This window comes from Pseudomonas sp. NPDC090752 (assembly GCF_055584805.1).
Genome location: NZ_JBVJLI010000016.1, coordinates 40449 through 66668, shown reverse-complemented (window position 1 = coordinate 66668; position 26220 = coordinate 40449). Strand labels below are relative to the sequence as shown.

The 26220-nt window shown below is 64.0% G+C and carries 20 protein-coding genes; 10 read left to right on the top strand and 10 right to left on the bottom strand.

Features of this window, described 5'->3' with window-relative positions:
* Positions 1-2: 2 nt before the first annotated feature.
* Positions 3-890, top strand: coding sequence for an EamA family transporter RarD (gene rarD, locus ACZ6YA_RS20140; protein WP_465898844.1), 888 nt, complete (start codon positions 3-5; stop codon positions 888-890).
* A gap of 110 nt (positions 891-1000) precedes the next feature.
* Here the strand turns inward: rarD and ACZ6YA_RS20135 are convergent, their stop codons facing one another.
* Positions 1001-1519: a glycine cleavage system transcriptional repressor gene (locus ACZ6YA_RS20135; RefSeq protein ID WP_465898843.1), complete on the bottom strand. Its 519-nt coding sequence runs from the start codon at positions 1517-1519 to the stop codon at positions 1001-1003.
* Between the two features lie 455 nt (positions 1520-1974).
* Between ACZ6YA_RS20135 and ACZ6YA_RS20130 the strand changes: the two genes are divergently transcribed.
* Positions 1975-4152, top strand: a complete 2178-nt coding sequence (locus ACZ6YA_RS20130) for a malate synthase G (protein WP_465898842.1) — start codon at positions 1975-1977, stop codon at positions 4150-4152.
* Positions 4153-4185: 33 nt separating this feature from the next.
* Here ACZ6YA_RS20130 and ACZ6YA_RS20125 read toward each other — a convergent pair whose 3' ends face one another.
* On the bottom strand, positions 4186-4632 hold the full coding sequence (locus ACZ6YA_RS20125; protein ID WP_465898920.1) for a response regulator: 447 nt from the start codon (positions 4630-4632) through the stop codon (positions 4186-4188).
* Positions 4633-4811: 179 nt separating this feature from the next.
* Here ACZ6YA_RS20125 and ACZ6YA_RS20120 point away from each other — a divergent pair, with 179 nt between their 5' ends.
* The 8 genes from ACZ6YA_RS20120 to ACZ6YA_RS20085 all read left to right on the top strand — a co-directional run bounded on the left by ACZ6YA_RS20120 (position 4812) and on the right by ACZ6YA_RS20085 (position 15893).
* Positions 4812-6749 (top strand): putative nucleotidyltransferase substrate binding domain-containing protein, encoded by a 1938-nt coding sequence (locus ACZ6YA_RS20120; protein WP_465898841.1) that lies wholly within the window; start codon positions 4812-4814, stop codon positions 6747-6749.
* Positions 6746-7456 carry a 3'-5' exonuclease gene (locus tag ACZ6YA_RS20115; protein ID WP_465898840.1) on the top strand — a complete coding sequence of 237 codons (711 nt, stop codon included), beginning with the start codon at positions 6746-6748 and terminating at the stop codon, positions 7454-7456. The genes ACZ6YA_RS20120 and ACZ6YA_RS20115 overlap by 4 nt, the downstream gene beginning before the upstream one ends.
* A 100-nt stretch (positions 7457-7556) precedes the next feature.
* Positions 7557-8075: an RNA polymerase sigma factor gene (locus tag ACZ6YA_RS20110; protein WP_465898839.1), complete on the top strand. Its 519-nt coding sequence runs from the start codon at positions 7557-7559 to the stop codon at positions 8073-8075.
* Entirely contained in the window at positions 8072-9028 is a 957-nt protein-coding gene (locus ACZ6YA_RS20105; protein WP_465898838.1) for a FecR domain-containing protein, read from the top strand. Before ACZ6YA_RS20110 ends, ACZ6YA_RS20105 begins: the two co-directional genes overlap by 4 nt.
* A 193-nt stretch (positions 9029-9221) precedes the next feature.
* Complete coding sequence (locus ACZ6YA_RS20100; RefSeq protein ID WP_465898837.1) at positions 9222-11654, top strand: TonB-dependent siderophore receptor; 2433 nt, start codon at positions 9222-9224, stop codon at positions 11652-11654.
* Positions 11655-11737: 83 nt separating this feature from the next.
* Entirely contained in the window at positions 11738-12850 is a 1113-nt protein-coding gene (locus ACZ6YA_RS20095; RefSeq protein WP_465898836.1) for a PepSY-associated TM helix domain-containing protein, read from the top strand.
* Positions 12847-13023 carry a hypothetical protein gene (locus ACZ6YA_RS20090; RefSeq protein WP_465898835.1) on the top strand — a complete coding sequence of 59 codons (177 nt, stop codon included), beginning with the start codon at positions 12847-12849 and terminating at the stop codon, positions 13021-13023. Before ACZ6YA_RS20095 ends, ACZ6YA_RS20090 begins: the two co-directional genes overlap by 4 nt.
* 68 nt (positions 13024-13091) lie before the next feature.
* On the top strand, positions 13092-15893 hold the full coding sequence (locus tag ACZ6YA_RS20085; protein WP_465898834.1) for a dermonecrotic toxin domain-containing protein: 2802 nt from the start codon (positions 13092-13094) through the stop codon (positions 15891-15893).
* Here ACZ6YA_RS20085 and ACZ6YA_RS20080 read toward each other — a convergent pair.
* From ACZ6YA_RS20080 to glnE, 8 genes are all read right to left on the bottom strand, one after another.
* Positions 15854-17296 carry a lipopolysaccharide kinase InaA family protein gene (locus tag ACZ6YA_RS20080; RefSeq protein WP_465898833.1) on the bottom strand — a complete coding sequence of 481 codons (1443 nt, stop codon included), beginning with the start codon at positions 17294-17296 and terminating at the stop codon, positions 15854-15856. The two genes, ACZ6YA_RS20085 and ACZ6YA_RS20080, sit on opposite strands and share 40 nt — an antisense overlap.
* The gene (locus ACZ6YA_RS20075; protein ID WP_465898832.1) at positions 17296-18048 is read right to left on the bottom strand and encodes a lipopolysaccharide kinase InaA family protein; all 753 of its coding nucleotides are present in this window, start codon (positions 18046-18048) and stop codon (positions 17296-17298) included. Before ACZ6YA_RS20075 ends, ACZ6YA_RS20080 begins: the two co-directional genes overlap by 1 nt.
* The gene (locus tag ACZ6YA_RS20070) at positions 18045-18779 is read right to left on the bottom strand and encodes a lipopolysaccharide kinase InaA family protein (protein ID WP_465898831.1); all 735 of its coding nucleotides are present in this window, start codon (positions 18777-18779) and stop codon (positions 18045-18047) included. The genes ACZ6YA_RS20075 and ACZ6YA_RS20070 overlap by 4 nt, the downstream gene beginning before the upstream one ends.
* Positions 18779-19585 (bottom strand): lipopolysaccharide core heptose(I) kinase RfaP, encoded by an 807-nt coding sequence (gene rfaP, locus ACZ6YA_RS20065; RefSeq protein ID WP_465898830.1) that lies wholly within the window; start codon positions 19583-19585, stop codon positions 18779-18781. Before rfaP ends, ACZ6YA_RS20070 begins: the two co-directional genes overlap by 1 nt.
* Positions 19582-20706: a glycosyltransferase family 4 protein gene (locus ACZ6YA_RS20060; RefSeq protein ID WP_465898829.1), complete on the bottom strand. Its 1125-nt coding sequence runs from the start codon at positions 20704-20706 to the stop codon at positions 19582-19584. The genes rfaP and ACZ6YA_RS20060 overlap by 4 nt, the downstream gene beginning before the upstream one ends.
* Positions 20706-21764, bottom strand: coding sequence for a lipopolysaccharide heptosyltransferase I (gene waaC / locus ACZ6YA_RS20055; RefSeq protein WP_465898828.1), 1059 nt, complete (start codon positions 21762-21764; stop codon positions 20706-20708). The genes ACZ6YA_RS20060 and waaC overlap by 1 nt, the downstream gene beginning before the upstream one ends.
* A complete protein-coding gene (gene waaF, locus ACZ6YA_RS20050) occupies positions 21765-22814 on the bottom strand; it encodes a lipopolysaccharide heptosyltransferase II (protein ID WP_465898827.1) in 1050 nt (349 codons plus the stop codon).
* Between the two features lie 119 nt (positions 22815-22933).
* Positions 22934-25867: a bifunctional [glutamate--ammonia ligase]-adenylyl-L-tyrosine phosphorylase/[glutamate--ammonia-ligase] adenylyltransferase gene (glnE, locus tag ACZ6YA_RS20045; RefSeq protein ID WP_465898826.1), complete on the bottom strand. Its 2934-nt coding sequence runs from the start codon at positions 25865-25867 to the stop codon at positions 22934-22936.
* Positions 25868-26220 lie beyond the last annotated feature (353 nt).

The window sequence follows — 26220 nt, the reverse complement described above, 5'->3', positions numbered from 1 at the left end:
GCATGCACGCCGCAAACCCGCGTCGCGGGTACATTCTTGGCCTTTCGGCCTACATCATCTGGGGCTTGTTCCCACTTTATTTCAAAGCGATCCAGAGCGTGCCAGCGGTGGAGATCATTGTCCACCGGGTGCTCTGGTCGGCCTTGTTCGGTTCACTGTTGCTGCTGGTGTGGAAACACCCCGGCTGGTGGCGCGAGCTGCGTGAGAACCCCCGTCGCCTGGCGATCCTTGCCCTGAGCGGGACGCTGATCGCGGCGAACTGGCTAACCTACGTCTGGTCCGTGAATAACGGTCGCATGCTCGAAGCCAGCCTGGGCTACTACATCAACCCGCTGGTCAACGTACTGCTGGGCATGCTCTTGCTGGGTGAGCGGCTGCGCCGCCTGCAATGGCTGGCGGTGGGGTTGGCCGCACTGGGTGTGGCACAACAGGTGTGGCAGGTCGGCAGCCTGCCGTGGGTATCGCTGGTGTTGGCCCTGACTTTCGGTTTCTACGGCCTGATCCGCAAGCAGGCACCAGTGGCGGCATTGCCCGGCCTGGTGGTGGAAACCTGGATGCTGGTGCCGCTGGCACTGGGCTGGATGCTGCTGCACCCTGCTGCGATGAGCGCACAAGGTGAGTTCTACACCACCAGCGAAGCGCTGTGGCTGATGGCCGCAGGGCCGGTGACGCTGATCCCGCTGGTGTGCTTCAACGCCGCCGCGCGCCACCTGCCGTACACCACCTTGGGCTTCCTGCAATACCTGGCACCAACGCTGGTGCTGCTGCAGGCCGTGCTGCTGTTTGACGAGCACCTGTCGTCGAGCAGCCTGGTGGCATTTATCTGCATTTGGGCAGGGTTGGCGCTGTACAGCGTTGATGCCTGGCTGAATCTGCGCAAGCGCGCCTGAGCAAAGTTACCCGGTGGGAGCGGCTTCAGCCGCGAACACCGGCGAAGCCGGTGCCATCTATCGCGTCGCTTGCTTCGCGGCTAAAGCCGCTCCCACAGGGAAATCGTGGATCATTCTTCCGGCCGCAACTTCAATTCCACCATCAAGTCATCCGCCAAGCTTTCCAGCTTCTGCTGAAGGTCATCCAGCGACAAGGTCAACGGCAGCGCCAGCAAGGCATCGGCATGGAACAACGGCTCGCTGCTCATCGGTGCCGGGCGCACTTCGGTGGTGAAGCGCTCCAGGTTCACACCCTGTTCAGCCAGCAAGCGGGTGATGTCGCGCACGATCCCCGGCCGATCATTACCCACCAGTTCCATGGCGATGGGCTTCCAGGTACACGACGGCTCGATCCCACTCTCGGCGATCAGCACCCGGATAGCGTATTGGCTCAAGGCCTGCAGCGACTTCACCAACTCATCGTAGTTTTCCGCAGGCACCGCCACCCGCAGAATCCCGGCGAATTGCCCGGCCATGCGCGACATACGGCTCTCCAACCAGTTACCGTTGTGGTCGGCGATGCATTGGGCAATGCGTTCGACCTGGCCGGCCTTGTCCGGGGCGATCACGGTCAGTACAAGATGATCCACAGGGGCTTCCTCTGCGTCGGGCCGCCCTAAACGGCGGAAATTCGGGGGATCGACTCAGTATAGGCAAGGCGCGGCAACCTGCCGCAGGACAGTCTGCCGAACTAATCGTGTACTGTTTCAAGATTTATCTGGAACAATCCCTAAGTTTTTTGCGAACATAGCCACTCCCAGCGTGACCCGACGCGACCAACCGGTCGCAGAACGGCGCTTTTAGTCTGATGTTTACCCGCCTGCTGCTTCATGTAGTATGCGTTGGCGCAGACTACAAAACGTCGTTTCGATGTCTGCCAAGGCGCCTGTGAAAATACGCCAACCGCCCGCCAGCCTGTCTGGCGAGCCGCACCCAGCCGCTCTCGCAGTGGCAAGAGCATGTACTGGTGCCGTGTTTAGAGAAGCGCTACAGGCTTAATACAGAAGAGCGAAAGCGAAATAGCTGAGCAGAGGTGAGGCAAGCAATGACTGGATACGTTCAAGTCGGTGGCCTTCAGGTCGCCAAGGCCCTGTACGACTTCGTCAACGACGAAGCGATCCCTGGAACCGGCGTCAAGGCCGATGCATTCTGGGCCGGGGCAGAGAAGATCATCAACGACCTCGCCCCCAAGAACAAAGCCCTGCTCGCCAAGCGCGACGAGCTGCAAGCCAAGATCGACGCCTGGCACCAGGCACGCAAAGGCCAGGTACACGACGCCGTGGCCTACAAAGGCTTTCTCCAGGAAATCGGCTACCTGCTGCCACAAGCCGACGATTTCCAGGCCACCACGCAAAATGTAGACGAAGAAATCGCCCACATGGCCGGCCCGCAGCTGGTGGTGCCGGTGATGAACGCCCGCTTCGCCCTGAACGCCGCCAACGCCCGCTGGGGTTCGCTGTACGATGCGCTGTACGGCACCGACGCCATCAGCGATGAAGGCGGCGCGGAAAAAGGCCAGGGTTACAACCAGGTGCGTGGCAACAAGGTCATCGCCTTCGCCCGCGCCTTCCTCGACGAAGCCGCCCCGCTGGCCGCAGGCTCGCACGTCGACTCCACGGCCTACCGCATCGACGCCGGCAAGCTGGTGGTTGCCCTCAAGGGTGGCAGCAACAGTGGCCTGCGTGATGACGCCCAGCTGATCGGCTACCGGGGCGACGCCGCCGCACCGACTGCCGTGCTGCTCAAGCACAACAACCTGCACTTCGAAATCCAGGTCGACGCCAGCACCCCGGTCGGCAGCACCGACGCCGCTGGCGTCACCGACATCCTGATGGAATCGGCACTGACCACCATCATGGACTGTGAAGACTCGGTCGCCGCCGTCGATGCCGACGACAAGGTCATCGTCTACCGCAACTGGCTGGGCCTGATGAAAGGCGACCTCGCCGAAAGCGTGAGCAAAGGCGGCAAGACTTTTACCCGCACCATGAACCCGGATCGTGAATACGTCGCGCCGAATGGTGGTAGCGTAACCCTGCACGGTCGTTCGCTGCTGTTCGTGCGCAACGTCGGTCACCTGATGACCAACCCGGCGATCCTCGATGCCCAAGGCAACGAAATTCCGGAAGGCATCCAGGATGGCCTGTTCACCAACCTGATCGCCCTGCACAACCTCAACGGCAACACCAGCCGTAAGAACACCCGCAGCGGCAGCGTGTACATCGTCAAGCCGAAGATGCACGGCCCTGAAGAAGTGGCGTTCGCCGCCGAAATCTTCAGCCGCGTCGAAGACCTGCTGGGCATGCCGCGCAACACCGTCAAGGTCGGCATCATGGATGAGGAGCGCCGCACCACGGTCAACCTCAAAGCCTGTATCAAATCGGCCGCCGAGCGCGTGGTGTTCATCAACACCGGCTTCCTTGACCGCACCGGTGATGAAATCCACACCTCGATGGAAGCCGGCGCCGTAGTGCGCAAAGGCGCCATGAAGAACGAGAAGTGGATCGGCGCCTACGAAAACAACAACGTCGACGTCGGCCTGGCCACTGGCCTGCAAGGCCGCGCGCAGATCGGCAAGGGCATGTGGGCCATGCCTGACCTGATGGCGGCGATGCTCGAACAGAAGATCGCCCATCCGCTGGCCGGCGCCAACACCGCCTGGGTACCGTCGCCGACGGCCGCGACGCTGCACGCCCTGCACTACCACAAGGTCGACGTGCAGGCCCGTCAGCGCGAGCTGGCCAGCCGTACCCCGGCGTCGGTCGACGACATCCTGACCATTCCGCTGGCGGCCGACACCAATTGGTCTGACGAAGAGAAGCGCAACGAGCTCGACAACAACGCCCAGGGCATTCTCGGCTACGTGGTGCGCTGGATCGACCACGGCGTAGGTTGCTCGAAAGTGCCGGACATCAACGATGTCGGCCTGATGGAAGACCGCGCCACCCTGCGCATCTCGGCCCAGCTGCTCGCCAACTGGCTGCGCCATGGCATCGTCACCGAGGATCAGGTGCTCGAAAGCCTCAAGCGCATGGCTGCCAAGGTCGACACGCAGAACGCCAACGACGCCCAGTACCGTCCGATGGCGCCGAACTTCGACGACAACATTGCGTTCCAGGCTGCCGTTGAACTGGTGGTCGAGGGCGCCAAACAGCCGAACGGTTATACCGAGCCGGTGCTGCACCGTCGCCGTCGCGAGTTCAAGGCGCGTAACGGCTTGTAATCAAATGGGGCCGCTTTTGCGGCCCCATTTGTTTTACCCGATCCTCAATTCCTTCTTTACCAGCTCCAGCAACTTCCCCAGGTCCACGGGTTTCAACAGAAAATCCACAACGCCCAGGTGCATCACGTCCACCGCCTCCTGTACATCGGTGTCGCCCGACACCACGATGATCGACAAAGCTGCCCGCTCCGAATGACGAATTTGCGAGATAAGCTCCAGGCCATCATGGGGGTGCATGCGCAGGTCGGTAATCAACAGCGCGATGCGTGGCTCGTAATACAACTTGAACATCGCCTCCTGCGCCCCGTCAGCAGTCATGCAATCGATCCCCCTGCTTTTCAGGTAAAGGCACAGGGCCTCGCTATTCACCGGATTGTCATCGACAACCAGCACCACCGGCTTCTGCGCCACAGGCGCACTCACCACGGCCAATGCCTCGCGTTCGGCGTCACTCAGGATGTCGTCGTCAACCATGGTCATCTCTTCAGTTGAATCTTGCTCACCGGTAAGACCGCTCCCTGCGAAATAGATCACACCGCGCTCATAGACTTACGTCCAATGGGCACCACACCGCCGTCAGCCGACCATGGAGGTCGAGAACAACAAGGCCGGCACCTATATAGATATATATAGTTCGGCGTAGCGATACGGTCAGTTTCATGAGCAAAAAGGACGCCTACAGTCAGGCAGGCAGGACGGCGGTGCTGCAAAACATCCAGAGCACACTGCAGTTCCTGCAGCGTTTTCCGCCGTTCAACCAGATGGAACACAGTCACCTGGCGTTCCTGGTGGAGCAGTGCCAGCTGCGTTTCCATGCCCGCGGAGAAAGCATCATCAAGCCCGCCGACGGGCCGGTTGAGCATTTCTACATCGTCAAGCAAGGCCGCGTGATCGGTGAGCGCCAGCACCTGGTCAAGCCGGGCGTGGAAACCACCTTCGAAATCACCAGTGGCGAATGCTTCCCCCTGGCGGCGCTGCTCGGCGAACGCGCCACCCGTACCGAGCACCTGGCCGGTGAAGATACCTTCTGCCTGCAGCTGAACAAGGCCGCATTCATTCGCGTGTTCTCAATGTCGGAAGTGTTTCGCGACTTTGCCCTGCGTGGCGTCAGCAGCCTGCTCGACCAGGTCAACCAACAGGTGCGCCAGCGCGCCGTGGAAACCCTTGGCACCCAGTATTCGCTGAACACTCCACTGGGCGAACTGGCCATGCGTCACCCGGTGGTCTGTGCGCCTGACCTGCCGCTGCGCGACGCCGTGCGGCTAATGCATGAACAGCAAGTCGGCAGCATCGTGGTGGTCGACCCGCAGCGTTACCCGGTGGGCATTTTCACCTTGCGCGACCTGCGCCAGGTAGTGGCCGCCGCCGATGCCGACCTTGGCGCGCCGATCGACCGGCACATGACTGCCAAACCGTTTTACCTCACCCCGCAGGCCAGTGCCTTCGATGCCGCCATGGCGATGACCGAGCGGCACATTGCCCACGTCTGCCTGGTGGACAACCAGCGCCTGTGCGGCGTGGTGTCCGAACGTGACCTGTTTTCCCTGCAGCGGGTCGACCTGGTGCACCTGGCACGCACCATCCGCCACGCGCCGCGCCTCGACACGCTGGTTTCGCTGCGCGGCGAGATCGGCCAGCTGGTCGAACGCATGCTTGCCCATGGCGCCTCCTCGACGCAGATCACCCAGATCATCACCCTGCTCAACGACCACACCGTATGCCGGGTGATCGAACTGGCCCTGGCCGAGCGCGGCGACCCAGGCGTGCCGTTCAGCTGGCTGTGCTTCGGCAGCGAAGGGCGTCGTGAACAGACACTGCACACCGACCAGGACAACGGTATCCTCTTCGACGCGGCCGACACCCTTGAGGCCGAAGCCATTCGCACCCGCTTGCTGCCACTGGCCCAGTACATCAACCAGTGCCTGGCCCAATGCGGCTTCACCTTGTGCAAGGGCAACGTCATGGCCGGCAACCCCGAACTGTGCCTGTCGCGCAGCGAATGGGCACGGCGTTTCGCCGGTTTCATACGTGAAGCCAGCCCTGAGAACCTGCTGGCTTCGAGCATCTATTTCGACCTGCGTGTGGTCTGGGGTGACGAACAAGGCTGCGAACAGTTGCGCCGCAGCGTGCTGGAACACGTCGCAGACAACCGCCTATTCCAGCGCATGATGGCCGACAACGCCCTGCGCCAGCGGCCACCAGTGGGCCGCCTGCGCGAGTTCGTGCTGACCCGCCAGGGCAACGACAAGGCCGCGACCCTCGACCTCAAGGTGCAGGGCCTGACGCCGTTCGTCGATGGCGCCCGGCTGTTGGCCCTGGCCAACGGCATCGCCGCCTGCAATACGTTGGAGCGCCTGCGCCAGCTGGTCGACAAGGGCGTCATCGAGCCTCTCGATGGCGCGGCGTATGAAGAGGCCTATCACTTCATTCAACAAACCCGCATGCAGCAGCACCAGCGCCAGACCCGCGAAAACCTGCCGTATTCAAACCGGCTCGACCCGGACAGCCTCAACCACCTTGACCGGCGCATCCTGCGTGAGTCGCTGCGTCAGGCCCAGCGCCTGCAAAGCAGCCTGGCCTTGCGGTACCAATTATGAGCCTGTTCGCCTGGCTACGCCCCACCGCTCCGGTGCTGAACGAGACATTGCAGCAGCGCCTGGCCCAATTGCCCAAGGCTATACCGCTGGGCGTGTGCTCACTGCGTGAACAGCGCTGGGTGGTGCTCGACCTTGAGACCAGCGGCCTGAACCCCAACCGGGATCAGGTGCTGTCGATCGGTGCGGTGGCGATCGAAGACGGCGCCATCGATTTCTCGCAGCAGTTCGAACGCACCCTGCACCGCCCGACACAGAAGACCAACGCCAGCGTGCTCATCCACGGCCTGGGCCCGAGTGCCTTGGCCGCGGGCAGCGATCCCGCCGAGGCATTGCTGGAACTTCTGGAGTTCATCGGCAACAGCCCGGTACTGGCTTTCCATGCGGCGTTCGATCAGCGCATGCTGGCCCGTGCGCTGAAAGAAAGCCTGGGCTGTCGCCTGCAACAGCCGTTTCTCGACGTGGCCGAACTGGCTCCTTTGCTCAATCCCGATACCGTGCTGCGCGAAGCGGGGCTGGACGACTGGGTCGCCCGATTCGGCCTCCAGGTAGAGGAGCGCCATCACGCCAGTGCCGATGCCCAGGTGACCGCCGAACTGGCCTTGATCCTGTTCAGCCAGGCCCGCCGCCAGCAGCTCGACAGCCCGTTGCAGCTCGAACAGCGTCTGCGCACCTGGCGCCGGCGAAACCTGCATAGCCACGGCCTGTAGTGGCAATCCGATAAGCGTCCATTGCGCGGCGCCCCCCGCCTCTGCAACAATCGCGAATAATTATCGTTAGTTAATGCATTCGTTCCGGGGGGGACACTGCTTGTCTTCTGCTCAGAGCCCACACGCCGAACTGGTCAGTACGCTGTACCGCGACCATCGCAGCTGGCTGCTCGCCTGGCTGCAGCGCAGCATGGCTTGTCGCCAACGCGCCGAAGACCTGAGCCAGGACACCTTCGTGCGCCTGCTTGGCCGTGAGCAGCTGGACAGCCCCCGCGAGCCGCGCGCGTTCCTCGCTGCCGTGGCCAAGGGACTGATGTTCGACCACTTCCGCCGCGCCGCGCTGGAGCAGGCCTACCTGGCCGAACTGATGCGCTTGCCGGAAGCCGAGCAACCTTCGCCAGAAATGCAGCACCTGATCCTCGAAGACCTCAAGGCCATCGACCGTCTGCTCGGCAAGTTGTCGAGCAAGGCCCGCGCAGCCTTCCTGCACAATCGCCTGGATGGCATGGGCCACGCCGAGATCGCCGAGCGCCTGGGCGTGTCGGTGTCGCGTGTGCGCCAGTACATCGCCCAGGGCATGCGCCAGTGCTACGTGGCCCTGTACGGGGAGCCGACGTGAACAATGCCCCGGTTTCCGCCGGAGTTCTGGAAGCCGCCATCGCCTGGAAGCTGAGCCTGGACGATGCCACTGGCACGCCCGACGACCGCAACGAATTCCTCCGCTGGCATGCCGCCAGCGAAGAACATGCCCGGGCCTGGCGTCAGCTCGGCACCCTTGATCAGCGCGTCAGTGCCGCCGCCGGCCCGGCGCGTCAAGCCCTGCAGCAATCACGCGTAGGGCTGCGGCGCCGAGTGGCGAAGGTCGGCAGTGGGCTGGCCGGTATGTTCCTGCTCGGCTCGCTGCTGGCCTGGGGCGGCGCACCGTCGCTGTCGGCCAGCTATTGGCTGGCGGACCAGCGCACCGCCACCGGTGAACTGCGTACCCTGCGCTTGGAAGACGGCACGCTGCTGAGCCTGAACACGCACACCGCAGTGGATATCGACTATCAAGGCGACCAGCGCCTGCTGGTGCTGCACCAGGGCGAGATCTCGGTCGAAACCGGCCATGACGACCCACGCCCTTTGCTGGTACGCACCGAAGATGGCCGCTTGCGTCCACTGGGTACGCGCTTCCTGGTCCGCCGCGACGCCGACGGCACGCGCCTTGAGGTGATGCAGGCCTCGGTCGGCGCCATGCCGGTCAACAGTGGTGACGAGCGGGTGCTGCGCGAAGGTCAGCAGGTGCTGATGAACGCCAACGGCCTGGGTGAAGTCGCCTCGGTCGAGGCCGGCGCGGATGCCTGGACGCGCGGCATGCTGGTGGTCGACAACGTACGCCTGGCCGACCTGCTGGCTCAGCTGGGGCAATATCGCAGCGGGCACCTGGGGGTGGCCGATGAAGTAGCCGACCTGCGCGTGACCGGGAGCTTCCCACTGACCAATACCGACCTGGCGCTGGCCTCGCTGGTGCCGGCGCTGCCGGTGAAGATCGAGCGGCATACCCAGTGGTGGGTCACGGTGGTGCCCAAGTAGTTAGGCGGTGACTTCTTCGCGGGGCAAGCCCGCTCCCACAGAATTTGGCCAGCAGTGGGGTCTACTGTGGGAGCGGGCTTGCCCCGTGAAGAGGCCGGCACTAATAAACACTTTTTTTTCAGACTCCCCTGTCACTTCTCAATTCTCGCTCGGCAAGGAAGCAGTTAGCACTTATCCGTCGAGGAGCCGCTGCATGTCCCGTGCTGTTGATCGTATCTTGCGCCCCAGCCTGATGGCCCTGGCCATCGCCCTGGCCGCGCCGTTGGCCAGCCCTGCCCTGTTCGCCGCCGAGCAGTCAGCCCCGCGTGCTTTCGAGCTGCCCAGCGCCCCACTGGCCACCACCCTGAACCAGATCGCCAGCCAGACGGGCGTTGCCCTGGCCATCGACCCGGCTCTGGTCAGCGGCCGCACTTCGGCGCCGGTCAGCGGCCAGTACACCGGCCTGGGCGCCTTGCAGGCGGCCCTGCGCGGCACCGGCCTGCAGCTGCAGCAGAGCAGCGTCGGTAGCTACAGCCTGGTGGCTGTGCCTGAAGGCAGCCTGGCGTTGCCGGAAACCAGCGTGAACGCCAACAGTGACAGCGAAAGCGCCTGGGGCCCGGTCGAAGGCTACCTGGCCAAGCGCAGTGCGGTCGGCACCAAGACCGATACCGCACTGGTCGAGATCCCCCGCTCCATCTCCGTCGCCACCCGTCAGCAGATGAGCGACCGAGGCGTGCACAGCCTCGACGACGCTGTGCGCTACATGCCAGGCATCGTCTCCGCCAGTTACGGCAGCGACACCCGCTATGACTGGATGCGCGTGCGTGGCTTCGAACCCACCCAGTTCCTCGACGGCCTGCCGCTGCCGCGTGGCGTCTACGCCAACCCGAAAGCTGAAACCTGGAACCTCGACCGCCTCGCATTGCTGCGCGGGCCGGCGTCCTCGCTCTATGGCCAGACCCCGCCGGGCGGCTTGCTCGATATGGTCAGCCGTCGCCCGCAGGCCGAGAGCGCTCACGAAATCGAAGTGCAGTACGGCAGCGACAACCACCGCCAGATCAACTTTGCCAGCACCGGCAAGATCGATGACGAGGGCCGCTTCCTGTACGGCGTCAGCGGCGTGATTCGCGATGGCGGCACGCAGATCGACCATATCGACGACAAGCGCTACAACATCGCCCCAAGCCTGACCTGGAACATTGACGACGACACCTCGTTGACCCTGCTGACCCAGTTCACCCGCGACGATACCGGCGCCACCAGCCAGTTCCGGCCGATCCAGGGCACCAAGATCGACATGCCGTTCGGCAAGATCTCGCACCACAAGAACCTGGGTGACCCGGACTACGAGTTCTACGACCGCACCTACTACGCGCTGGGCTATGCCTTCGAGCACCGCCTCAACGACGTCTGGCAGTTCCGCCAGAACCTGCGCTACACCAAGACCGACCTGGCCTTCCAGACCATCACCCCCGGCAGTTACTACTCGCCAGGCGGACCAGTGCAGGACGACGGCACCGTCAGCCGCATGTCGACCAACACCGATGAAGACATCAGCCAGTTCGCCGTGGACAACAACTTCCAGGCCGACTTCGCCACCGGTGACGTCACCCACACCCTGCTGCTGGGCCTGGACCACCAGCGCGTCAACACCAATTACCTGTCGGTATTCGGCTTCGGCTTGCCAGACAGCAACGTCAACAACCCGGTCTACGGCGTGCCGATCACCCGCCCGGACCGCTCCACGGCGTTCTACGACTACAACCAGAAAACCCGCCAGACCGGTGTGTACGTCCAGGACCAGATGGCCCTGGGCAACTGGCGCCTGACCCTGGGCGGCCGCGAAGACTGGGTGCACACCAGCACCAAGTTCCTCAACCAGGGCGATGCCACCAATACCCAACGCGACAAGAAGTTCAGCGGCAACGCCGCGATCAGCTACGTGTTCGACTCGGGCTTCGTTCCGTACCTGTCCTACGCCGAGTCGTTCCAACCGACCGCCAACGCCAGTGCCACTGCGACGGACTCGTTCAAGCCGACCGAAGGCAAACAATGGGAACTGGGCATCAAGTACCAGCCGCCAGGTTCCAACACCCTGCTTTCGGCAGCCGTGTATGACCTGACCCAGAAGAACGTCTCGGTCACCAATAACGTCGGTGGCGTGCCGATCACCAGCCAGACTGGTGAAGTGAAGGTTCACGGCCTCGAGCTCGAAGCTGTCTCCGACGTCACCGAAAACCTCAAGGTGACCGCAGCCTACACCCTGGCCAAGTCCGAGGTGCAGGACGGTTTGTACAAAGGCAATCGCCTGCAACTGATGCCCAACCAGCAAGCTTCGTTGTGGGCCGACTACACGTGGCACAGCGGCGTGCTCGACGGCTTCGGCATCGGCGGTGGCGCGCGCTACACCGGCAACACCTACGGCGACCAGGGCAACACCTGGCTGGGCAAGGCCAACGCCTACACCGTGTTCGATGCGTCGGTGCATTACGACCTTGGCCGCCTGAGCAACAGCCTCAAGGGTGCATCGGTAGCGGTGAACGCGACCAATGTGTTCAACAAGGACTACATTTCCACCTGTGACAGTTACTACTGCTACTACGGGGATGAACGCAGCGTCGTCGCCAGTGCTTCCTACAAATGGTAAGCAGCTGACGCTCTGAGCTGGCAAACCGAGCCGTCCCGCGTGGGGCGGCTTTGGTGTTTCTGGACCTCGAGAAATATAATGATATGAAAAGCCCCACCATCCGCCGCTGGTCCGTGATCCATACCTGGAGCAGCCTGGTCTGCACCGTATTCCTGCTGTTGCTGGCACTCACCGGGCTGCCGCTGATCTTCCACCACGAACTCGAACACCTGCTCGGCGATGCCTTCGAGCTGCGTGAAATGCCCGCAGGTACACCTCACCTGGACCTGCAGCAGCTGGTACTGAAAGCCGAACAACATCGCCCCGGCGAGGTGATGCAGTACTTCGGCTATGACGAGGACGAGCGCAACGGCGTGGTGGCGATCACCGCCGCCACCGCTGGCACCGAACCCAATTCGTCGCACACCTTCATGCTCGACGCCCGCACCGGTGAAGCCGTGGCCATGCCAGCCGCCAACGGCGGCTTCATGATGGTCATGCTGCGCTTGCACGTGGACATGTTCGCCGGGCTCCCCGGCAAGCTGCTGCTGGCGTTCATGGGGCTGCTGTTCATTGTCGCCATCGTCTCCGGCACCGTGCTCTACGCACCGTTCATGCGCCGCCTGGAGTTCGCCACGGTGCGCCGCGACAAGTCTCGCCGCCTGCGCTGGCTCGACCTGCACAATCTGATCGGTGTAGTAACCCTGGCCTGGGCGCTGACGGTAGGCGTCACCGGCGTGATCAGCGCCCTGTCCGATCTGGTGATCGCCGCTTGGCGCAACGACAGCCTGGCGGCGATGGTTGCGCCCTACCGTGATGCACCGCCGCTCACAGATCGCGCCCCCGCCACCCGCCTCCTCGACATTGCCGAGCAAGCCGCGCCGGGCATGCGCCCGGACTTCATCGCCTTCCCCGGTACCCGCTTCTCCAGCGAGCACCACTACGCGGTGTTCATGAAAGGCGGCACGCCCCTGACCTCGCATCTGTTCACCCCGGTGCTGATCGATGCGCGCACCCTGCAGGTGACCGCCGTCGGCGAGCGTCCCTGGTACATGGACGCCATGGGCCTGTCCCAGCCACTGCACTTCGGCGACTACGGCGGGCGGCCCATGCAGATTCTCTGGGCGGTGCTGGATATCCTGACCATCATCGTCCTGGGCAGCGGCGTGTACCTGTGGTGGGGCAAGCAACGCAAGAGCATTGGGGCACGCGCATGAGCCTCCGTTCACGAACGAATCGGCGGATCTTCGCCTGGCCCGCGCTGATCGCCGTGCTCGGCGCAGCAGGGTTGTTCGCGGCCTTGCTGGGCGATGGCGCCTGGGATGCGTTGGCCTGGCTGGGCCTGGGTGTTCCAGCGGTACTTGGCCTACGGGGTTTGTGCGGTCGGTAACCGTCTACCACCGAGGCCGGTCAGACGCTGGCTAGGCTCGTTGCTCCCCTCATCATGGAGCCAACGCCGTGCCCCCCCTGGAACGTATCGAATTTCTGAATGGGCTGGTCCTTGAACTGCTCGCCCAGCTCACGCTTGCCAGCCCTCAACCACCAGAGCGTCGGGCGCTCCACGCAGAGCTGGCGGCGTTTTGGACTGACCAGGATGCCCAGGGCCTCTCGCGCCGAACACGCCTGGGTGATTTGCGACGGGCACTGATGCACGCCGAACTGGACCTGCGCCTGGCCGATCAGACCTTGGCCAGCCACCTTGCAGAACTGATGCGCAACTGCCTGGACTACCCTGCCGCCTGGCAACGCCGGCATCAGCGGGTTGCCGGGCGCCCGCAGGTGTATCGCCCGGTGCTTGGCCGTAGCCGCCCCCTTTGGCGAGCGGCGCTGCCCGGCATGTTCGTGGTGGCAAGCGGCACCGAAGACGGCGCGCCACTTGATCCGCAACAGGCAACCGGGCCGGTATTGCTGTTCGGCCTGGTTCAGGGGATCGAAGCCTACTCATCGCTCGCGCAGCTGCACCTGGAGCTGTGCCAACGCCTGGAGGACCCGATTCAGGGCAGGCCACTGGTGGGCCTGCTGGTGGACGAGGAGCGCATCGACGCGGCCTTGCAGGCTGACCGCCTGCGCTACGAATGGTACGCCGATGACCCCTTGCTGGCGCAGGTGGACTGCCTGATCGACGCCCAGCGCCTGCGGGTGCGTCGGGTATGGGCAACGCTCCCGGCCTCGACACCGGTTGACAGCGAGGCGTTGGCACAAGCCGTTGCGCTGGACGGGGAGGCCGGAAAACGTGCATTGCTCGACACCCGCTACTCAGTCCTGCTTGAGCACAACTTGCCCAATTGGTTGCGCACGGCAGGTGATCAGGGGCTTGCCCACATCATGCAGACCATGCAAGTGCTGGTCGCCACCGGCAACAGCGTGGCCGCGCCTGGCATTCTCACCTTCAGCGAGTTTCATCAGCAGCACAGCCTGCGCAACTGGGCCCGAACCAAGGTCGAGCAGTGCCTGCGCGATGACTTTGCCCTGACCTATCCGGCCACCGACATTCTGGTTCATGTGGTGCACACCCGTCAGGTAGGGCCGCACGTCAATCCTTTCCATCCGTCGAGCTGGATCACCTGGCGCGGGCTGAAGCATGTTGGCGGGGAACTGGTAGAAATCATCAGGGAAACCTACTCGCTGGATGAAATGGCACTGCGCAACGTGGCATGGTTCGATTACGATTACTGGCTCACCGCGCGCATCAGCCATCGGCACGGCAAGCAGCTGCCGATCACTTTGTCAGCCGATTACGTCAAGCGCCTGGTCAGGCAGCTCAACGTCGGCGGCACCTACGCTGAGTTTCTGCAAACCCAGCTCGTCGATGCACCGCTTGGCGCCCGGCGCCTCAACGCGCATGCCAGGGTCAACCGTGCACGCATGGACGCTGAGCTGGCCAAGGCCCGCTATGCCGGGCACCTTGCCAATGACCACAGCGAACGTAGCTACCGCTGGGTACAACAGGTGCTGGCCCATCCGCACAATGCATTACGCCCACCGGTGGATGGCCAGCGCCTCATCGTGCGCCAGATTACCCTTCACAATCAGAGCTTGCAGGGCGTGCTGCTGATCAACAGCGATGCATCTGGCGAAGACGCCTTCGTGCTCTACACCCCTGACGCACCCGACCGCCGCGTATGGCGCAGCGTGCCAAATACACGCGCACTGCTGCGCTTGATCCGTAAAAAACCCGCGCTGTTGGCCTATCTCATCGATTGCCTGCCGCATTCGCCAGCCGACCAAACCCGGCGCCTGATGCTCAAAGGCGGCCTGGGTAGCGCACTGGCAACCCCGGCAGTCGAAGACGATTTTTTCTACGCTTACTACATGGCAGCCGTACGGGGGCTCATGGCGATTGCAAGAGCCAACAGCCGGACTACGGGCGAAACCGATTTGCAACAAGCCATGGCCATCGGTTGGCGGCTACTGGACCTGATCGGTCTGGCTGTACCGGCCAGGTTGTTCATCCCGCTCTCACTGGGCCGCATGGCCATCGAGATCTGGGATGGGGTACAGGCCTACCGCAAGGAAGACATCGACGAGGTGCTGCAGCATGTGTACAACGCCTTGAGCCACCTGAATGACGCCACCACTGGTTTCGTCGCCACCGGCGTGATGCGCCGCATGCTGCGCGGCGTGCCAGCGCAACCGCCGTTGCCGCTGCCTTCGCGGTACAGCGTGATACCCGATGTGGATAACCTGCGTTTTCGCATCGACGGCATCTACGGCGAGGGTGTCTACGAACAGGTCTCCGAATTCGAAGGCCTTACCCAGTACTTCATCCAGGACTCACAAGGCCGTCATTATAAAGTTGCCTTCGACGGGCAGCGCTGGCGCGCCATTGACCCCGAACAACCCGACGCCTACCTCCAGCAGCCGTTGAAGAAGCGGGCTAACGGCGACTGGGTGATCGACTCCCCTGTGCTGTGGTACGACGGGCTTCCGGACCTGGAGAAGCTGCTGCAACTGTGCCTGCTGGCAGAACCGCTCACTGGCGAGCCAATCGACAGCGTCGACGGCCTGTACCAGGCCGACGAACAACTGTATCTGCAGACCGAGGGCGGGCAGCTGCCGCTGCGCCAACACGTGCTCGCGGGCCGCTATCACCTGCCGATCCCCAACGCCCACGAAGCCGGTGTGGTGCCCTGGGCCGTACTGCGCTGGATCGACGGCCAATGGCAGCTTCGCGTGCGCCAGGCGGGGCGCAGCAGCAGCTGGATGGCGCTGCCTTCAGCCTACTCGGTCAACCGCGGCAACAACCGGTCCAGACGCTGATGCAAAGCACTGCCACTCGGCCAGTTGCGCAACAGCCGTGCCCGGTCGCGGGCATAAGCCGGGGCGAAGCTGAGCTGGGTGACGTGCTGGCACATCGCGTCGAGGTCGATCAGGGACCATTGGCCGTTGTCCCAGAACAGGTTGTGGCCCTTGAAGTCGCCGTGGCTGATGCGCTCGCGGATCAGTTGCTGCATCAGTTGGACAAGGGCATCGACCTGCTCTTCGGGCGCTTCGCCATTTTCCACATAGGGCGCGAAGCTCGCCGTGAGGTCAGGGCCATCTGCGTATTCGGTCACCAGGTAGGCGCGGCTGCGCAGGCCCATCACACGCTGTTCATACACCGCCAGCGGGCGCGGTGTGGCGATGCCGAGGAACTCCAGGCGATGGCCTTCGATCCACGAGTGCCAGGCCCGGCTTGGGCGCCAGAAGCGTTTGAACCAATGTGCGGTGTTCTTGATGTTGTAGCGTTTGAGCACCAGCGTACGGCCACCGACTTCGATGCGGGCCACACTCGCGGCGCCCCCGGTCTTGTACAGATGGCCTTGATCGATCAGCGCATCGGCGTGTTCGAGCACCGCCAGCATTGCCTCGGTTTCACTGCGGCGGATCGCCTTCAGTCCGGAAAGCGTGCGCTCGACACTGAATAGGCTGCATTCACGGCCGGCCTTTTCCAGGTAGTCCTTCTGGCGCCAGTTGCGCACTTTGTCCACCTGCTTCTGCAACGCTTCCATTGGCAACGCATGCTCGGCGTTGGCCAGCAGGTAATGCACCAGCAGCTCTTCGATGAACGGTTCCAGGCGCTTGGGCAATTGCGCAAAGAACACCCCGAGGTTTTCCAACACACGCGGGCGCGACAGCGGCTGGCCGGGGGTTTCGGCCTTGATGCCGGCACCGTCGATCAAGAACAGCTTGCCGCCATGGCGCAGCAGGTTGTCCAGGTGCAGGTCTTCCTGCCACAGGCCCTTGGCGTGCATGTGCGCCACGGCGGTCAGTGCTTCCCCCAGCACCAGATGCTGCTCGTCGGCCAGTACCGGCAGGCTGGCCACTGCATCCCAGGCATCAGCCAGGCTTTCGGCGCCGTCGAGGAACGCGAACAGCAGCCAGCCTCCCTCGCCTTCCTTGAGGCCGTCGGCGAGTAGTTTCGGCGTGGTCAGCCCCTGCTCGGCCAACAGCTTCACACCGTCCAGCTCGCGCTGGAAATGGCGTGGAGCGCTACCGCCCACCAGCAATTTGGCCAAGACCGGCGTACCCCGCCACACACCTGCACCCACGTAGCGCTGGCCCGGCAACACCCGCAGCAGGCTCAGCAGCTGCAACTCGGCGCTGCCCGCGGCATCGGCCAGGGTGATAGACAAGGGCAGCGATGGACTGCGCCCGGCATCCTTCAATTCAGACAAACGCATCAGCGGGCCTCTTTTTCACGACGGCGTTGCGTCAGGCGTTGCAGCCAGACGCCGACCAGCGGTGCGTCGGCCGGCTGGCTCAGGTAGGCGGCGAGCAGTTGGCGCACGTCCGCCTCGCTCCAGACGCTGGCGCGGCGCAGCAGCGGCTCCAGGTCCTTGAGGCGGTCGCGCTTGCCAAACAGCAGCGGCCGGGTCTTTTCCAGGTCGATCAATTGCGCGTCCCAGCCTTCGCGGCGCTGGCGCAGGAAGATGTGCTTGGGGTAGAAGCAGCCGTGAACCTGCCCTGCACGGTGCAGCGTGCGCGCCAGCTGGCCGCAGGCCTGGAGGATGCCGTTGCGCGACGCCTCGCTGAGCTGCGGCCACTGGGCCAGTAGGCTGTCCAGGTCGCTCCACTCGTCCAGGGCACGGGTCAGCAGGATCGCGCGGTGCTGGCCGGCCTGCTTGCGCTCACCATAGAACACCGCCTGCAACGCCGGGATGTGCAGCTTCTGGTAACGGCTGATGTTGCGAAACTCGCGGGCGAAGGTCGGTTCGCCGAACGGGCTGTGCAGGGTGCGGGTCAGGTAATCGCTCTGGCGCTTGAGGTAATAGCCTTTACCTTCAAGCTCCAGGCGGAAGACACTGCTCCAGCCGCCACGTCCGGTGTTGGGTTCGTCCACGGCATCGAGCTGCAGCGCCCACAGCGCCTCGAAGTCGTTCAGGCCATGGCGTTTGAGCAGCGCGAGGTCCGCGCTGGCCAGGTAGTCGGTCATTCCCTTCCCTCGAAGAAGCTCAGCACCTGGCGAATCCGCCGCTTGTCGCGCGTGTTCAGGCGCTCGCGGCCGCGGTACTGCAGGTAGAAGCGCAGGCGCTGGGTCGCCGTCAGGTGGTATTTGGCGACCTTGTCCAGGCACGCCAGGTCCTTGACCAGCCGGTGGCGCCACATGAAGCCGCGCCAGAAATCGCCGGTCGGGCAGTCGATGAAGAATAGCGTGCCCTGGTCATCGACCAGCAAGTTGCGCCACTTCAGGTCGTTGTGGGCAAAACGGTGCTCGTGCATGACCCGGGTATGGCGCGCCAGCTGTTGGCTGATGTGATCGACCCAGGCGCGATCTGCCAGGCGCGGATCATTGCGCTCGGCCAGTACCGACAGGTCTTCGGTATTGGGCAACTCGCGAGTGATCATCGCACCTCGGCCGAATGCCAGGCCATTGCGCTCCAGGCCCCAGGCGACGACTTCGGCGGTGGGGATGCCCCACTTGGCGAACTGCTTGAGGTTCTGCCATTCGGCCTTGATGCGTGGCCGGCCCAGGTAGCGGCGCATGTGTTTGCCCGCTCCGGTGTAGCGTTTGACGTAGTAGTTGACCCCGTCACGCTCGACGCGGATCACTTCGCTCAGTGGGTCGCGGGTCAGGCGCTCGCCTTGCAGGGCGAACACCGCATCGATACTGCCGAAGTCCGCCGCCAGCTGCTCGTAGCCCGGCGCCAGTGTCCAACCCGCCATCAGAGTGCATCCCCATAGCGTTGCTTGCGGTCGTAGAGTTTCTGCGCCTTGCGCTCCAGCCAGGCGAGCAGTGCGGCCTCGTCAGTGAGCACCTGGCGCAGCGGGCGCTGGAAGTAGGCGCGCAGGAAGCGCAGCTTGTCGCGCCGGGTCAGGCCGATGTCCAGCGCCGAGAAGTACAGCGCGGCCAGGTCCTTGTCGCGCCAGCGGCGGCTGATCTTGGCGCGGGTTTGCGCGCGGTGCAGGTCGATCACCGACAGTTTGAAGTCATCCGCCGTCACCGGGCGGTCGGTGTGCAGCAAAAAGTGACAGATGTAGCAGTCGCGGTGGTTGACCCCGGCGCGGTGCATGCCGCCGGTCATCTTCGCCACTTCGGCGATCAGCGCACGCTTGAGGCGCGGCTGCGGCGGCTGCTTGACCCAGTCGAGGCTCAAGTCTTCCAGGCTGATGGTCGGCGCCAGCTCTTCGGTGACGATGAACGAGTGCTGGGTAGCCGGGTTGCTGCCCCGCTCGCCATAGGCAACGGCGGTCATGGTTGGCACACCGACCTCATGCAGGCGCTGGATGGCGCGCCATTCCTGGCCGGCGCCGAGCACCGGCAGCTTGGCGCTGAACAGGTTCTTGAAGATTTCGCCCCAGCCAATGCCCCGGTGGATCTTGACGAAAAAGCCCTCGCCATCCACCTCGGTACGCAGCGTGCGGCGCCCTTCCAGTTCGCGGTACACCTCACCTTGCAGGGCTTCCACGGCCTCGAAAGGGTCGCGACCGGCCCACAGGCGCTTGAACGGTTCGGCCAGTATCAGCTTCATGCGGTCTCCTGCCCAAGGATCACATCAGCCGCATGCTGCGGCATGCTGTACAGGTCGGCGGTGTCGGCGAAGGCCAGGCCATTGCGCGACCAGTCGGCACGCGCCTGCGGGTCGTCGAGCATACGTTGCAGGTAGGCGTTGAGCTGCTCCTGCTCGAACGGCTCGTCGAGCACCAGGCCGCAATCGGCCTCGTCGATATAATGGGCATAGCCGCAGACCTTGGACACCAGCACCGGCAAACCCGCCACCAGGGCTTCGAGCAGCACGGTGCCGGTGTTCTCGTTGTAGGCCGGGTGGATCAGCAGGTCGGCACCGAGCAGGAAGCGCGGGATATCGCTGCGGCCCTTGAGGAACTGCACCTGATCGCCCAGGCCCAGGGTCGCGCTTTGCAGCTGGAACACCTTGGGGTCGTCCTGGCCGATGACCATCAATTTGGTGCGCTTGCGCAACGCCGACGGCAGCGCGGCCAGGGCCTTGAGGCTGCGGTCGACGCCCTTAGTCTTGAAGCCGGACCCGATCTGCACCAGCAGCAGGTCGTCATCGCCCAGGTTGAATTCCTTGCGAAATTCGGCGCGGATCTCGGCGGCATTGGCCGGCGCGCGACGGTCCTGGGAAATGCCTGGCGGCAGCAGGTGGAAGCGCTCCACGGGGGTGCCGTAGTGCTTGATGAACAGCGGCTGCTGCACCTCGGAAATCATCAGCACCTCGGTGCGTGCATCCTTGTCGAACACCGCCCGCTCGTACTCGGCGAAGTGCCGGTAACGACCCCAGCGGCGGTACAGGCCGCCGCGCAGGGTCTGGGCCTTGTCCTCGAAGCAGCCGTCGGCAGCGTAGTACACGTCCAGGCCCGGCATCTTGTTGAAGCCGATCAGCCGGTCGACCGGGCGCTTGGCCAGGTCAGCTTCCATCCAGGCGCTAAGTTTTTCGTTGCGACGGTGGTTGAACAGCGCCTTGACCGGCGCCACCAGCACCTCGAAGCCCGGCGGAATGTCACCTTCCCAGATCAGCGTATACACGCGGATCTGGTGGCCCCGCTTCTGGCATTCCAGGGCAATGCGCATGAAATCGCGCTGCAGCCCGCCAAAGGGGAAATATTTGTAAAGCACGAAAGCCAGTTGCATCAACGGACATCCTCAGCCAGCAGCAACGCGCTCAAGCGGCTCGCCACATGCTCGGGATTCAGGCGAGTGAAGCACAGTGGCCACTCGCGTTTGAGATCGAACCGGCGCAGGTCGTCAGCGCTCGGTTTGTAAGTGCATTTCTTTTGCAGGCACGGGGCACAGGGGAAATCGCTGGCCTGGTGAACCTGCACGCGGCCATAGGCGCCAGTCAGCCCAGGGTTGGTCGGGCCGAACAGCGAAATGGTCGGCACGTCCAGCGCCGCGGCCAGGTGGCCAAGGCCGGTGTCGACGGCCACGCAGGCCTTTGCCGCTGCCAGCACACGGGCGACGCCGGCAAGGTTCAATTTGGGGAGTACCTGGCAGTTGTTCAAGCCCTGGGCGATACGCTCGGCGCGTGCCTTCTCGGCTGGGTTGCCCCACGGCAGGCGAACCTGCAGCTTGCGTCGGCCCAGGCGCTCGGCCAGCTCGCGCCAGTAGGCCTCGGGCCAATGCTTGGTCGCCCAGGTGGTGCCATGCAGGAACACCACGTATGGCGCAGCTGGCGGCAGTTGCAGGCGGTCGAGGTCGAGGCCGTAGTTGCCGATGCCTTCCGGCAGGTCGTAGGCCAGGGCCATGGCGAACAGCTGGCGCACACGCTCTACCGCGTGCTGGCCGGTGGCGACCGACAGGCGTCGGTCATAGAAGCGGCTGGCCAAGCCTTCGCGGGCCGAGTAACGGTCGAGGCCGGCCACCGGAGCCTTGACGTAGCGTGTCAGCCAGGCCGATTTGACCAGGCCCTGGGCATCGATCACCAGGTCGTACTTATTCGCCCTCACACGTTGCTTGAACGCTTTCCACTCGCCGCTCTTGATGGTCTGCCAGAGATTCTTGCGCCAGCGGCGGATGGCCACCGGGATGACCTGGTCGACTGCCGGGTGCCAGCTGGGGATTTCGGCAAAGCCTTCTTCGACCACCCAGTCGAAACGGATGCCCGGGATCGCGTGGGCGGCGTCGGTCAGCGCTGGCAGGGTGTGAATCACATCACCCAGCGACGAGGTCTTGATGATCAGTACCCGCACTTAGTCGACCTCGGCCACGGTATCGATCAGGTTCGGCCCGCCCAGGCTGTGCAGGGCGGCGATGACTCTGCCGGGCTCCAACAGGCGCAGGCAGTTGTAGTGGCCGAAGCGGCAGGTGCGGTCGAAGCACGGGCTGCACTCGATGCCGGTGCGCACGACCTCCACCTGCTCGGCCAACGGGGGGGTGAAGCCCGGCGAGGTAGAGCCATAAACCGCCACCAGCGGGCGATTCAACGCCGCTGCCACGTGCATCAGCCCGGAGTCGTTGGACACCACGGCATCGGCGCAGGACATCAGGTCGATGGCCTCGGCCAGCGAGGTTTCGCCCGCCAGGTTGTAGGATTCTTCACGCAACCCCGGGATCAGCCGGTCGCGAATCTGCTCGCCCACCGGGTGATCGTTCTTCGAGCCGAACAGCCATACCTGCCAGCCCTGGCGGATCATGGCATCGGCCACCTCGGCATAGTGCTCGGCCGGCCAGCGCTTGGCCTCGCCGAACTCGGCGCCTGGGCACAGCGCCAGGACAGGGCGGTCCAGCGCCAGGCCGAACTTGGCCAGGGCGGCGTCGCGGCTCTGCGCTTCGATTTGCAGCAGCGGGCGTGGGTAAGGCTGCGGCAGCTCGGCACCCGGCGCATAGGCCAGGGCCATGAAGCGCTCGATCATCAGCGGGTAGCGGGCCTTGTCCAGCTTGCGCACGTCGTTGAGCAGGCCGAAGCGCATCTCGCCTCGCCAGCCGGTGCGTTTGGGAATGCCGGCAAAAAACGGCACCAGCGCCGATTTGAGCGAGTTGGGCAGCAGGATCGCCTGGTCGTACTGGCCGACCAGGGACTTGCCGATGCGCCGCCGCGTGGCCAGTTCCAGCGCGCCGTGGCCGAGCGGGAAGCTCAAGGCCTGGCGCACTTCGGGCATGCGTTCGAGGATCGGCCGGCTCCACTCGGGGGCCAGCACATCGATCACGCAGTCGGGGTGCTGCTGTTTCAGGCACTGGAACAGGGTCTGCGCCATCACCATGTCGCCGACCCAGCTGGGGCCAATGATCAGTATTCTCATGCTTAGTCCAGAAACGCTCGGGGAGGCTGCAGACTGCGGTACAGCCTGGCCTCCCCTCTTTATATTCAGGCTATGTGGCGTGCAGTGTACCACTAGGGCCCTGTCACTGCCCTGAACGGTCAGGTCAGGCCCAGTTGCCCCCAGATCCGCCGCACCTCGCGGCGCTCATCGGCAAACTGCGCCGCGTCGATCACCCCGGCCTGCTTCTGCAGGGCCTGGCGGTGCGAGGCAGCGCGAAACGCCTTGTACACTTCGCGCAGCAGCACCGCATCACTGGCCGGCATCAATCCTGCCTGCTCCAGCTCTTCCAGAATGCGGATGTTATCGGTCCATCGAAGTATGGCCGGATGGTCATGGGACCAGGCCAAAGCGGCGTATTGCACCATAAATTCGATATCGACGATACCGCCGGCATCCTGCTTGATATCGAACGCCACACCCGCGTCGAAGGCGTTGGCCGCCGTGCCCGCAGCAGTGGCCTTGGTCCCCAGGTTGTCACGCATCTTGGCGCGCATTTCACTGACTTCGCTGCGCAACTTCTGCAGGTCCCGGGCCTGACCCAGCACCTTGGCGCGCACGCCTTCGAACGCCGTGGCCACCTGCTTGCAGCCGACCAGCACGCGGGCGCGTACCAGGGCCTGGTGCTCCCAGGTCCAGGCTTCGTTCTGCTGGTAGCGCTCGAACGCACCCAGCGAACTGACCAGCAACCCCGAGGCGCCGGACGGGCGCAGGCGCATGTCGACGTCGTAGAGCTGGCCAGAGTTGGTCTGGGTGGTCAGCAGGTGAATGATGCGCTGGCCCAGGCGAGTGAAGAACTGCGCGCTGTCGATAGGCTTGGCGCCGTCGGTTTCCGCCTGTGGATCGCCGTCGTGGATGAACACCAGGTCCAGGTCCGAACCATGGCCCAGCTCCAGGCCACCGACCTTGCCATAACCGATGATGATGAAGCCTGGGTCGCACAGGCTGCCGTCGCTGCGCTTGGGCTGGCCGTAGCGGGCCACGGTGTGGCGCCAGGCCAGGGCCAGCACTTGGTCGAGAATGGCTTCGGCCAGCCAGGTGAGGTAGTCGCTGACTTTCATCAACGGCAGGCTGCCGCTGATTTCCGAGGCGGCCACGCGCAGGCTGTGGGCCAGCTTGAAGTGGCGCAAGGCCTCCATTTGTTGTTCGAGGTCGTCTTCGGGGATGCGAGTCAGGCGCTCGTGCAACTCGGCCGCCAGCTCTGGCGCCAGCGGCGGGCTGAACAGCCGGCTTTCATTGAGCAGTTCGTCGAGCAGCAGGGGGTAGCGGGCCATCTGTTCGGCGATCCACGGGCTGGCCGCGCACAGGGTCAGCAGCCGGCGCAGGGCACCAGGGTTTTCGGTGAGCAGGACCAGGTAAGCTGAGCGGCGCGCCACCGCTTCGACCAGCGGCAGCACGCGCTCCAGCACCAGGTCTGGGTTGTCATGTTCCACGGCCTGGGCCAGCAGGCGTGGGATGAAGGCGTCGAGGCGCTCGCGGCCGATACGCTGTATCGAACGCAGCTGGGGGCTGGCGCGCAGCGCAGCCAAGCGGCGCAAGGCTTCGGCGGGTTGTGCGAAGCCGGCTTCTTGCAACTGACGGCCAGCGGCCTCCTCATCCTGCGCCTGCTCCCACAGCGGCGACCATTCGCCGCCCACCACCAACTCGCCCTCACCGTCCTCGTCATCCGGGTCGGCAATGACCTGGCGGAAGTGCCAGTCGACCCTGCCGCGCCAGTGCATCAGCTGGTCATGGAAGCGCTGCCAGTCGGCGAAGCCGAGCATATAGGCCACGCGCTCACGATCAGTTTCGTCATCGGGCAGCATTTGCGTCTGGCGGTCGGCGATGGCCTGTATGGCATGCTCGGTATAGCGCAGGAACTCATAGCCCTCACGCAACTCCCCGACCACAGCCGGCGGCAGGTAACCCTGGCCTTCCAGGGTAGCCAGCACCTTGAGCAACGGCCGCTGCTGCAGGCTCAGGTCACGCCCACCGTGGATCAGCTGGAAGGCCTGGGCGATGAACTCCACCTCACGGATGCCACCGGCGCCGAGCTTGATGTTCTCGGACATGCCCTTGCGTCGCACTTCTTGCTGGATCAGCTGCTTCATGGTGCGCAGCGCTTCGATCGCCGAGAAGTCCAGGTAACGCCGGTAGACGAACGGGCGCAGCATTTCCTGCAACTGCGCGCCAGCGGCCTGGTCGCCAGCCACCACCCGCGCCTTGATCATCGCGTAGCGTTCCCAGTCGCGGCCCTGGTCCTGATAGTACTGCTCCAGGGCATTGAAGCTGAGCACCAGCGCACCGGCCGAGCCATAAGGGCGCAGGCGCATGTCGACGCGGAACACGAAGCCATCGACGGTGACCGGGTCGAGTGCCTTGATCAGGCGCTGGCCCAGGCGGGTGAAGAACTCCTGGTTGTCCAGCGAACGCTTGACCCCTTCGGTCTCGCCGCCTTCCGGGAAGGCGAAGATCAGGTCGATGTCCGACGACAGGTTCAGTTCCACCGCACCCAGCTTGCCCATGCCCAGCACCACCATGTGCTGCGGCTCTCCGCTGCGGTTGCCGATGGGGGTGCCGAACTGCTGGCAGTGGCGCGGGTACAGCCATTGATAAGCTTCGTCGATGGCGGCGTCGGCCAGGTCCGACAGGTCGCGACAGGTTTCGCCCAGTTCGGCCAGGCGAGTGATGTCGCGCCAGATGATGCGCAACTGCTGGCGGTTGCGCTCGCGGCGCAGGTTGCGTGCCAGCTCGTCTTCGCTCTGCGCCGTCTGGGCCGCTGCAGCGACATGCCCGCGCAGTTCGCCCGGGGCGTAACGGCGTTCCAACTCGCCGCTGGCCAGCAACGCGAACAATAGCGCAGGGTCGCGCTGGGCCAGGCCGAGGACGAAGTCACTGGCGGCGGCCACCTGGTCGAACTGCTGCCGATGAGCGGCGCTCCAGGTATTCAGGTCGAGCTCTGGGCGGCTGGCCAGCGCATCCAGCAGAAACTGCTGATTACGCGCGACCAGTGGTTGCAGGGTGGCAGGCAGTTCGAGCGGCAAAGGCAGGCGCATGGTCTATCCTTGATCGGCGTGAAAGTGAGGGGAAAAAGCGGCCACGGGGACGCTGGAGCACGGTTGGACTGTCGTACAAAAGTTGGAAATAGCTGAAAAAAGATAACTATTGGCAAAAAACATCAACAAACCCCCGCTCATGGCACACCGCCAACCAACATGAACGTTTTTCCTCACAAGCCAAGGTGCGACCAAACGTCGCATTTGTGTAGTTTTACTACTATCCCTGGCGTGCAAAAGCATGAAATGCCGGAGCAAATGTAGTAAAACTACACGCCGCCGGTTCATACCCCGGTAGTCCAAGAATTCACGACGTCTGCCCATAAGGCCAGTCGCAAACTCAGGCCCCCGAT